The following is a 688-nucleotide window of genomic DNA, read 5'->3' on the forward strand; positions in this document are numbered from 1 at the left end:
AACCAACGGCTCCGACTACTCCATGGTCATGCAGGCCTCCGACACCGGATACGAGGGCCATCTGGCCACGGGCACGGCGGGCAGCGTCGTCTCCGGCCGCGTCGCCTACACGTTCGGGCTGGAGGGTCCGGCGGTGACGGTGGACACCGCGTGCTCGGCCTCGCTCGTCGCCCTCCACCTGGCGGTGCAGGCGCTGCGCAACGGCGAGTGCTCCCTCGCGCTTGCCGGCGGCGTCACGGTGATGTCGACACCTGGCACCTTCATCGAGTTCAGCCGGCAGCGCGGACTGTCCGCGGACGGCCGCTGCAAGGCGTTCTCCGCCGACGCCGACGGCTTCAGCCCGGCCGAGGGCGTCGGCCTGCTGGTGGTGGAGCGGCTGTCGGACGCCCGTAAGAACGGTCATCCCGTGCTGGCGGTGGTCCGCGGATCGGCGATCAATCAGGACGGTGCGAGCAACGGCCTGACGGCGCCGAACGGTCCTTCGCAGCAGCGCGTCATCCGGCAGGCGCTGGCCAATGCCCGGCTGTCGGCCGCGGACGTCGACGCGGTGGAGGCGCACGGCACGGGTACGAGCCTGGGCGACCCGATCGAGGCGCAGGCGCTGCTCGCCACCTACGGGCAGGACCGTGCCGAGGACCGTCCGCTGCTGCTGGGCTCGGTGAAGTCCAACATCGGACACGCCCAGGCC

Annotated in this window: 1 protein-coding gene; it reads left to right on the plus strand. The window is 71.8% G+C overall.

The window, feature by feature from the left end; all coding sequences use genetic code 11:
* On the plus strand, nt 1-688 hold a 688-nt coding region (locus LMU33_RS40855; protein WP_228627181.1), incomplete at both ends, for a beta-ketoacyl synthase N-terminal-like domain-containing protein.

The sequence above is a fragment of the Streptomyces barringtoniae genome (assembly GCF_020819595.1).
In the GTDB taxonomy this organism is placed as follows: domain Bacteria; phylum Actinomycetota; class Actinomycetes; order Streptomycetales; family Streptomycetaceae; genus Streptomyces; species Streptomyces barringtoniae.